General features: G+C 62.9%; 9 protein-coding genes and 1 other annotated feature. Of the genes, 3 read left to right on the top strand and 6 right to left on the bottom strand.

Annotated features, from left to right (window positions below):
* The 3 genes from KYG_RS00725 to KYG_RS00715 form a co-directional block, all read right to left on the bottom strand.
* A partial coding sequence (locus KYG_RS00725; RefSeq protein ID WP_008902881.1) for a substrate-binding domain-containing protein occupies positions 1-586 on the bottom strand: 586 nt, incomplete at its 3' end.
* Positions 583-1635 carry a YncE family protein gene (locus tag KYG_RS00720; RefSeq protein WP_008902880.1) on the bottom strand — a complete coding sequence of 351 codons (1053 nt, stop codon included), beginning with the start codon at positions 1633-1635 and terminating at the stop codon, positions 583-585. The genes KYG_RS00725 and KYG_RS00720, both read right to left, overlap by 4 nt.
* A 66-nt stretch (positions 1636-1701) precedes the next feature.
* A complete protein-coding gene (locus tag KYG_RS00715; protein ID WP_008902879.1) occupies positions 1702-2817 on the bottom strand; it encodes a YeiH family protein in 1116 nt (371 codons plus the stop codon).
* Positions 2818-2937: 120 nt separating this feature from the next.
* Between KYG_RS00715 and KYG_RS00710 the strand changes: the two genes are divergently transcribed.
* Positions 2938-3888 carry a LysR family transcriptional regulator gene (locus tag KYG_RS00710; RefSeq protein WP_008902878.1) on the top strand — a complete coding sequence of 317 codons (951 nt, stop codon included), beginning with the start codon at positions 2938-2940 and terminating at the stop codon, positions 3886-3888.
* The gene (locus KYG_RS00705) at positions 3858-5219 is read left to right on the top strand and encodes a chloride channel protein (RefSeq protein ID WP_237707174.1); all 1362 of its coding nucleotides are present in this window, start codon (positions 3858-3860) and stop codon (positions 5217-5219) included. Before KYG_RS00710 ends, KYG_RS00705 begins: the two co-directional genes overlap by 31 nt.
* Positions 5220-6143: 924 nt before the next feature.
* On the opposite strand, the gene KYG_RS00695 is transcribed toward KYG_RS00705, so the two are convergent.
* Complete coding sequence (locus KYG_RS00695; protein ID WP_008902876.1) at positions 6144-6605, bottom strand: alpha/beta fold hydrolase; 462 nt, start codon at positions 6603-6605, stop codon at positions 6144-6146.
* Between the two features lie 66 nt (positions 6606-6671).
* Between KYG_RS00695 and KYG_RS00685 the strand changes: the two genes are divergently transcribed.
* Positions 6672-7903 (top strand): IS3 family transposase gene (locus KYG_RS00685; protein ID WP_085942460.1). Its coding sequence is split into 2 segments (ribosomal slippage): positions 6672-6960 and positions 6960-7903, totalling 1233 coding nucleotides; the frame shifts between segments, so codons are not numbered across the junction.
* Positions 6950-7066 (top strand) — a sequence feature (AL1L pseudoknot). (Overlaps the previous gene by 117 nt.)
* 1 nt (position 7904) lies before the next feature.
* Here the strand turns inward: KYG_RS00685 and KYG_RS23420 are convergent.
* Positions 7905-8309: an alpha/beta fold hydrolase gene (locus KYG_RS23420; RefSeq protein ID WP_085942459.1), complete on the bottom strand. Its 405-nt coding sequence runs from the start codon at positions 8307-8309 to the stop codon at positions 7905-7907.
* An 81-nt stretch (positions 8310-8390) separates the two neighbouring features.
* A partial coding sequence (locus KYG_RS24175) for an aminotransferase class V-fold PLP-dependent enzyme (protein WP_139019254.1) occupies positions 8391-8713 on the bottom strand: 323 nt, incomplete at its 5' end.

Genomic DNA, 8713 nt, shown 5'->3' with positions numbered 1-8713 from the left:
AGATCAACCAGGCGTCGATGTCAGGCTCCTGGGTCCAGCGTTGACGCGCCTCCGCACTGTTGGCGGCTTCGGGCAACAACAGGTTCTTGCGGAATGCGCGAACGATGGCGATGTCGCCCGTACGGCCGGCCACGTCCTCCCACAACCCGGTCTGCCCGGCGCCCGCAACGGCCATCACCTTGATGCCCGGGGCCAGAAGGTCGCGAAATCCCCGGATGCGCTTGGGATTTCCAGGGCGAACGAGGATGGCGGACGGTCGCAGGTACAGTGGTTCAGCTTCCTTCAGATCGAACGCACCGGGCAGTGCCTTCGCAAAGTCGCTCATCATGTTTTCAGCGCCGCTGTAAATGACGTCTGCATCCTGTTTGGCCTTTTCTACCCATTGGGGAGTCGGGCCTGCTGTAACGTTAACTTCCACGTTTTGAAGCGCGCCGAAGGTCTTGGCTGCCTCCTTCATGGCGGGAGCGGGACCGCCCGGGCCATAGACGTTGAGCGTTGAACCGGCCCAGGCTGGACCGACTGCCAGCAGCATCGCGGACGCGCAGGCCAGCAAATGGACCGCAATTCTTCGCGACACCCACTTCATGGTGCGGCCTTCTGCATCTTCGCCGCCGGCGCAGCCAGCGTCGCCTCCACCCGGTTGCTCGCCAGGTCCACCTTGGCCAGGCCCAGGTCTTCATTCAGCACATAGGCCGTCCTGCCGTCGCGCGTGAAGACGATCGCCTGCCGCGGCTCCTTGAAACCCGTGATGGTGGCGACCACGCTCCTGCTCGCGACGTCGATGACGGAGAGCGAGTTGTCGCCCAGGTTGCCGGCGTAGATGCGCTGGCCATCGGGCGACAGCGCCGCGCCGTACGGGTCCTTGCCGACGGCGATCGTCGAATCGATGGCGCGCTTGTCCAGGTCGACGACCGCGATGGTGTTGCTGCCGCTGTTCGCCGCGAAGAGGGTCTTGCCATCGGCGGTGACCGAGATCGCGCGCAGCTTGTTGAAGCCGGTGATCTCCCCGTCGATCTTGTTGGTCGCCGTGTTCACGATGGTGATCTTGTCGCCCATGAAGTTGGTGACGTACAAGGCCGATCCGTCGGGACTCAGGCGCACGCCCTGGCGCGGCTGCGCGAAGCCCGTGATGACGGCACGCGGCTCGCCGCTCGCGAGATCGAAGCGCGTGACGGTGCTGGCTGCCTGGTTGTTCACGTACATCGTGGCGCCGTCCTTGCTCAGCACGGTGCCGAAGGCGCCGGGGCCTGCGGGCAAGGTGCCGACCGTCGTCAGGCTGGAAGTGGCGATCTTGGCCACGGTGCCCAGGCTGCTGTCCGAGACATAGAAGAATTCGCCCGACGGCGCGAACACGATGTTGCGCGGCGTCACGAAGCCGTTCAGCACCGCGCGCACCTTGCCCGCCTTCAGGTCGTAGACGACGACGTCCGGGCGTTCGCTGTACGACACCACGGCCGTGCCCTCGTCCGGGCTGAGCGCCAGCGAGTTGTTGCGGATGGCGCCGTCGAAGGTCCAGCGCTGCGTCGCGCTTGCGGATGCAGCGACAGGTGCAGGTTGTGCCGAAGCTGCCGAAGGAATCGAGGCGAGTGTCGAGAGGGCGAGGCACAGCGAGAGTGCGAGGGCACGGAGTTTCATGAGGATCTTTCGGTGGTCTGGAGGGGTGGACGAATGGCGGAGCCGATTTATTCCAGGTCCGCCCTGTCAATTCAGAAGCGACGTGATGCCCGCGTTGATGGCGAAGCCGCCGCACACCAGCCAGACGAAGAGCACGGCCGCCAGCGCCAGCGGCTTGATGCCGGCCTTGCGGAGGGCCGAGACGTGCGTCGTCAAGCCGAGCCCGGCCATGGCCATCGCCAGCAGCACCGTGTCGATGTCGATCACCTGCCTCACCACCGCGTGGGGCAGCACAGCGAGCGAGTTGAGCCCGGCGATCGCCACGAACCCGAGGGCAAACCAGGGAATCACGATGCCGCCGCGTGGCGAGGCCTTGTCTTCCACTTCGCGATCGACCGCATCCGCGTCCCTGGCAGCGGAGCGGGAGAGATAAGCCGACAGGATGATGAGAAACGGCGCCAGCATCATCACGCGAACCATCTTGGCGATGACGGCGGTGTTCGCGGCCTGCTCGCCGACGGCACGACCGGCAGCGACCACCTGTGCCACTTCATGGATCGTCGAGCCAGCGAACACGCCGTAGGCGGTCGGCGACAGGTCGAACAGCCGGTATTGTGCGATCAGGTGATACAGCACCGGATACAGGAAGATCGCCAGCGTCCCGAACACCACCACCGTGGCCACCGCGACCATCACCTGCTCGGCGCGGCCGCGCACGACGGGTTCGGCCGCCATCACCGCCGCCGCGCCGCAGATCGAACTGCCGGCGCCGATCAGCATGGCCGTCTTGCGGTCGAGGCCGAACACCCGCGTGCCGAGGAAGCAGGCTAGGCCGAAAGTGCTGCACAGCACCGTCGCGTCGATCGCGACGCCAGTCCAGCCGACGTCGCCGATGTCCTGGAAGGTCAGGCGCAGGCCGTACAGGATGATGCCCAGGCGCAGCAGGCTGGCCTTGGAGAAGGTCACGCCGGCGCCGGCCGTGGCGCCGATGCGGGGGTAGACGGTATTGCCGACCACCATGCCCAGCACGATGGCCAGGGTCAGGGCGCTGATGCCGTTGGATTGCAGCCAGCCGATCTTGCCCAGCTGGATCGACGCGAATGCCAGGACACCCGTCAGTGCGAGGCCGGGAGCCAACTGGCGCACACGCTGCATGCCAGCGGGGGTGCGCATCGGTTGAGCGGTAAGGGTGGCGGTGTGCATCGTTTTCTCCATCGCGTCGTTTTCGGAAGGCATGGACGAACTTTGAACCGATGCGATCTATCCGGCAAACGGATATTTCCGCTATAACCTAGTCGTCGAACAGGTAACGAAAGCGTTTGGATGCGTCTGACATTGCGTCAACTCCTGATCTTCACGGCCGTGGCCGACACCGGCAGCACCACCGCCGCCGGAGAGCGGGTCTCGCTGTCGCAGTCGGCGACCAGCGGTGCGCTGAACGAGCTGGAAAGCCTGCTCGGCGCCCGACTGTTCGACCGCATCGGCAAGCGCTTGCTTCTGAACGACAACGGTCGTGCATTGCTTCCGCAGGCAAGGGCCTTGCTCGACGGCGCGCAGGAGATCGAAAGCTGGTTCGGGCTCGGCAGCACGGGACCTGCAACCGAGCCCTTGGTCACGCGCCTTCGCGTTGGTGCCAGCACGACGATCGGCAACTACGTGCTGCCGGCGTTGGTCGCGGCCTACCGAAAGGCATGGCCCGGTGCCACGGTGGACGTGGTCATCGGCAACACGCGCGACGTCGCCGCCGCCGTGGCGCGGCTGGAGGTCGACATCGGTCTGATCGAGGGACCGTGCCACGAAACGGAGCTACGTGTCTCGCCGTGGCTGCAGGACGAACTGGTCATCGTGGCGGCACCGACGCATGCACTGGTGCAGCCCGGTGCGCAGGCGCGCGTCTCGTTGAAGGCTTTGCGTCAGGCGAGTTGGTTGCTTCGCGAACCCGGCTCCGGAACGCGCGAGGCGGTGGAGCATGCGCTGCTGCCGCACCTGTACCACCTGAACGGCGACATGCAGCCGGGCAGCACCGAGGCCATCAAGCAGGCCGCGGCCGAGGGCCTCGGGCTAGCCTGCCTGTCGCTGTGCGCGGTGCAGGACTTGGTCACGCTCGGCAGATTGGTCATTCTGCGAACCACGTTGCCTCGCCTGACACGCCGCTTCTATCTGGTGCACCATCAGAAAAAGCGCCTTTCGGGCAACCTGCAGCGCTTTGTGGCGCACTGCGAGCGTCTTGAAATGGAATCCCCGTGGCTGCCAACGAAAAACCCGACGAATTAGTGCCAGCGAAACGCAGCCTTGCCCGGTTGTGGGGCATGGGGCCGGCCGCCAAGACGCTGCGCGTCTGGTCGTGGGCGGGCGTGACGGGCGCGCTCGCTGCGGCTGCCGTCGTGGGCTTCCGGTGGTTGACGCAATGGGTCGAAGAACTGGCTACCGGACAACGCGGCGGACTGGTCGTAGCCGCGTTGTCGTTGTCGCCCTGGCACCGCGCGCTGGTCTGCACCGCGGGCGGCTTCATCGCAGGGCTGGTCCTGCAAGGCGGAACGGTCTGGGCCAGGCGGGGGCCAGGCGGAGCGGTGAACCTCGACTACATCGATGCCGCGCGCGCCGGAAGAGTCGACCTGAACGATCGAACGACGTTGACACGCACGGTGTCCTCGCTCTTTTCCGTCGGCACGGGCGCTTCCATCGGACGCGAAGGGCCGATGGTCCAACTGGCTGCCTGGGTCAGTGCGCGGCTGGCACGACTCGTCGCGACGGCGCCGGAGCAACGCAACACGCTGCTGGTGTGCGGCATCGCCGCAGGCATCGGGTCGGCGTACCACGCACCCATCGCCGGCGTTGTCTTTGTTCTGGAACTGGCGCTCGGTTTTCTCGCGCGCCACACGGTCGCGCCAGTGCTGATCGCGTCGGCCACGGCCAGTTCACTGATCTACTGGCTGGTCGAACCCAAACCGCTCTACGACGTTCCGCCTGTCGTCATGGCACCGACGAGCCTCGGCATCGCCTTGCTCGCCGGCGTGCTGTTCGGCGGGTTGGGCTGGGGGTTGCTGGCGCTGCTCGAATTGGGGCGAAGCTGGTTCGCGCGCATCCGTACGCCAGTCCTGCGCCTCGGACTCGGGGGCTTGCTCGTGGGGCTGTTGTCGGCTTGGGTGCCGCAGGTCTGGGGCAATGGCTACAGCGTGGTGTCGCAGGTGCTTCACGGTGACCACGCCTGGCAATGGCTCGCGTGGGTGCTGCTCGCAAAAGTGGTGGCGACGACACTGAGTTCTGGCAGCGGCGCGATCGGCGGTGTGTTCACGCCATCGCTTTTCGTCGGGGCGACCGCTGGAAGTGTCTTGGCCCAAGTGGCAGCGCTCTGGTTGCCGGCGGCATGGGTGGGCGATCCGCGTCTGCTCGCGGTGGTCGGCATGGCGGCGGTGCTGGCCGCAGTCACCCATGCGCCGCTGATGGCGATCGTGATGGTGCTGGAGATGACAAATCAATTCCAGCTCACCGTTCCAGTGATGCTGGCCTGCGGCGTGGCCTACGCCATCAGCACACAATTCGGCGCCCGACCGCTCTATGGCAATCCGATCGAATCGCCGATGGCGCAGAAGCCGAATCCCTGAGCCTGTGTTAGATCGCGGGTTCTGCACGCAGCGACTTGCGACGCTCAATGCCTTCGAAGACGATCATTCCAGTGAGCATCGCAGCCGTGAAGACAAGCGCCTTGCTTTTCCCCTATTCCGAGCGCCACCCGACCCGGTCCGGGACAGAAACCCGCAAATCCCCGAGCGAAGCGTGGTGCTGCTTGATGCCAAGGAGGATGCCGGCGATACATTGGCGGAACGGATGGCCATCACTGCGACTTTTCTCCCCCGCTTGATGGGTTTCGATCGCCGAGGGTGCGCCCGCACTCTTCTCCGTCGATCGACGCTGCGATTCCTTCCCAAAATGGTGGACGCTCGCCTCGCGCGGGTTGAACTCGGCCGCCGACCTGAGGCCATCGCTTGAAATCAATCGAAGCGAGCGATAACGGCGGCCCGCAAGGGGGTCTGGAGCACTTCGGGCCCGCGCGCTCTCGATTTGCATACGTTTGCCGCGTCGCAATTTCCGCTTGCAGTGCAAGCGGTCAGTCGATGCTCGAGACCGACTGACCGCAACCAGCCTGATTCAGACTTCGACTTTACTCGGGTCAAACCGTAGCATGGCTGCCCCCTCCCTGCCTCCAGCGTAATGGCCCAATGAAGGGTGCTTGTACGTACCAGGCGAGTGCGGCCAATCTCGTGGTCAATTGAACGGATCCGTGGCAAGTCTGCCGGACTCAGTGATCACTATCGCCTGTCGATGGCAGTCCCAGCAGCATGCGGCCTAGCGTACTTCGGTTCTGCAAGGTAACTTTGTCTTGGATTTGATGTTTACCAGTGGAGGAGTCATTCCTACGCCGAGTAACTCCGACTGGCACTGGGCCGGGGTCCGGTCGGTCAAGTAAATGTTGCGGGCGTGGGCAAGTTACAGCGCACTCGGTGGTCAAGTGCTGCTGGTCTTTGCTTTCAGGTAGTCACTGATGAGTCCTCCTGAAGAAACTCCCGTATGACTCTTACGAAGGCGTTTGGCTGCTCAACCTGAGGAAGGTGTCCGGCGTCAGGAATGATCTGAAGCTCTGACTGCTCAATTCGTTGATGCAGTGAGATTGCAACGTCAGTGTCGGCGTTCGGCAGCCTGTCCTGCGCACCCCAAACGATGAGGGTACGCTGTTTGGGGACCGCAGGCCGACTACGGTTGTTCATCAGCAACGTGAGCATATGTTCAAGCTGGCGCTGGTCTACGTCCAACAGCGTAGCCCTAACCTGTCGCGGGGCGTTTTCCGCGTTAAAGAAGGCAGATTTCAGACAATCAGAGCTGTAGCTGACCTTCTTGAGCTCATTAAGAATCAGCTTTCTAATCCCTGGAACTCGTTCGATGAAGAACCTTACAAATGCGGGAATCGTTGGAGGCGGAAAGCCATCGACCATGACCAATGAGCTGCAGTGAATCGCCCCGGTTTTTGAGGAGGCTCAACACTCTGAGAGGATTGAGCCATGAAGAAGACAAACAAGTTCTCGCCTGAGGTGCGTGAGCGCGCAGTGAGGATGGTGCAGGAGCAGCGCGGGGAGTACCCATCGCTATGGGCAGCTATCGAATCCATCGCCCCCAAGATTGGCTGCGTGCCGCAGACCCTGAACGAGTGGGTCAAGCGTGCCGAAGTGGATGCAGGCACGCGAGAAGGCGTCACAACAGCCGAAGCCCAGCGGGTCAAGGAGTTGGAGCGCGAGGTCAAAGAGCTGCGCCGGGCCAACGAGATATTGAAGCTGGCCAGCGCGTTTTTTGCCCAGGCGGAGCTCGACCGCCGGCTCAAGTCTTGAGGGCCTTTATCGACCAGCAGCGCAATGCTTTCGGGGTCGAGCCGCTCTGCAAAGTCTTGCAGGTTGCCCCGTCAGCATATCGGCGCCACGCCGCGCTGGTGCGCGAGCCTCACAAACGCTGCGCCAGAGCGAAACGCGACGAATTGCTGATGCCGCAGATTCAACGAGTCTGGCAGGCCAACATGCAGGTCTACGGCGCGGACAAAGTGTGGCGGCAACTGACACGCGAAGGTGTGACCGTGGCGCGTTGTACGGTCGAGCGACTGATGCGCAGCATGGGCCTGCGCGGTGTGATGCGTGGAAAGGTGATGCGCACCACGGTCGGCGATGCAAAGGCGCCATGCCCGCTGGATCGGGTCAACCGGCAGTTTCGCGCCGAACGGCCCAATCAGTTATGGGTCAGCGACTTCACTTACGTCTCGACCTGGCAAGGCTGGCTGTACGTGGCCTTTGTCATCGACGTGTTTGCCAGGCGCATCGTGGGTTGGCGAGTAAGCAGCTCAATGCGCATGGACTTTGTTCTCGACGCCCTGGAGCAGGCCCTCTATGCCCGTCAGCCTGAGCGCGATGGCAGCCTGGTCTGTCACTCCGATAGAGGCTCGCAGTACGTCAGCATCCGGTACACCGAACGGCTGGCTGAGGCTGGCATCGAGCCTTCTGTGGGCAGCAAGGGCGACAGCTACGACAACGCCCTGGCAGAGACCATCAACGGTCTGTACAAGGCCGAACTGATTCACCGCCGGGCTCCATGGAAAACCAAAGAATCAGTCGAGTTCGCCACGCTGGAGTGGGTATCGTGGTTCAACCACCATCGCCTGCTTGAGCCCATCGGGTACATCCCGCCTGCAGAAGCTGAGGCAAACTACTACCGGCAACTCGCCAGTCAGGCCACTGTGGAAGTGGGCTGACTTAACCAAACAGCCTCCGCAGAAACCGGGGCGATTCACAGATTGGGCCGTGTTCCATTGCCACTTGCCATGCATTCGAGGCGCCGAGGGAGTTGCCAACAAAGCACGCGCTTTCGTAGCCGAGTCCACGAACGACGGCTTCAACCCACTCGGCATAGGCATCGTATGTTGCAAGTGGTGCGCCAGAAGAACCGTCAGCGACCACGCCTGGAAGTTCGGGCGCAATGATTGTGTAGTGTTGGGCCAGTTGATGCCAGACGCGGTCCCAATGCGCGGCTGCGCCACCCCAACCTCCATGTAGCAGGACCAGCGGCGCGCCAACACCTCCGGTCCACACTTTTGCAGGCTTGATACGGCCCTGATATTCAATCTGGCGTTGGCTCTGGGTGACTATTCTCGTGTGCATTGATGAACTTCCAAACGTAGCTCGAGCCTAACGTGCTGATACAAGGAAGTTGCAACTCGGATTCCAAGGCGCTTTGCAGAGTCACGAGGCGTGATGGGTGACACGAGCTATTTCTCCAACGAATGTCTCGACTTCTTGAGCGGTGTTGTAGTAGTGAACAGAAGCCCGAACCACTGCAGGCAGTCTTCGTGCGCCTAGGTCGAGCTGTGAGTATTCTGAGAGTGATACGGAGACGTTGATGCCCGCCGCGTTCAGTGCCCTGCAGATCTCTTCAGGAGACTTCCGGTCGCTTGTAAAAGTCACAATTGCGCACTTGGTCAAGCCCTGATCGTGGATCTTGATCCCGTTAAGATCTGCTAACTGCTCACGCAGACTTGCTGCGAGCTTGGTGACTCTGCCTGTTG

The sequence above is a fragment of the Acidovorax sp. NO-1 genome (assembly GCF_000238595.1).
Lineage (GTDB): Bacteria > Pseudomonadota > Gammaproteobacteria > Burkholderiales > Burkholderiaceae_C > Acidovorax.
This window is presented reverse-complemented; position numbering and strand designations above follow the sequence as displayed.

Bases quoted from the DNA above. Each gene is read 5' to 3' on its own strand.
- KYG_RS00720 (WP_008902880.1), bottom strand. From the start codon at position 1,635: ATGAAACTCCGTGCCCTCGCACTCTCGCTGTGCCTCGCCCTCTCGACA.
- KYG_RS00715 (WP_008902879.1), bottom strand. From the start codon at position 2,817: ATGCACACCGCCACCCTTACCGCTCAACCGATGCGCACCCCCGCTGGC.
- KYG_RS00710 (WP_008902878.1), top strand. From the start codon at position 2,938: ATGCGTCTGACATTGCGTCAACTCCTGATCTTCACGGCCGTGGCCGAC.
- KYG_RS00695 (WP_008902876.1), bottom strand. From the start codon at position 6,605: ATGGTCGATGGCTTTCCGCCTCCAACGATTCCCGCATTTGTAAGGTTC.
- KYG_RS23420 (WP_085942459.1), bottom strand. From the start codon at position 8,309: ATGCACACGAGAATAGTCACCCAGAGCCAACGCCAGATTGAATATCAG.